Source organism: Nocardiopsis sp. LOL_012 (genome assembly GCF_048060475.1).
In the GTDB taxonomy this organism is placed as follows: domain Bacteria; phylum Actinomycetota; class Actinomycetes; order Streptosporangiales; family Streptosporangiaceae; genus Nocardiopsis.
Genome location: NZ_JBHMIV010000143.1, coordinates 1 through 263, shown reverse-complemented (window position 1 = coordinate 263; position 263 = coordinate 1). Strand labels below are relative to the sequence as shown.

The 263-nt window shown below is 73.0% G+C and carries 1 pseudogene; it reads left to right on the top strand.

What is annotated here, in order from left to right:
• Window positions 1-263 (top strand): annotated as a pseudogene (locus ACFHWE_RS23830) (hypothetical protein); the annotation flags it as partial.

Here is a 263-nt window from a genome sequence, read left to right as displayed (position 1 = left end):
GTCCCAGAGCACCGTCAGCCGCATCGAGTCCGGACGCACCATGGGCCTGGAACGCTCCCTGACGGTCCTGCACGCACTCCAAGCACCCCTGCCCACCGGACCGAACGGACACCCCTACCCGCCCACCGCCCCCGCCCACGGCCACAACGGCTCCGCACGCAACGGCGCCCCGACCGCCCGCCCCTTCTCCCGACCGGTGGGACTGCGCCCCCACATCGAAGCGGCCTTCGCCGCCGAGCAGGTCACCATCGACTTCGCCGGGT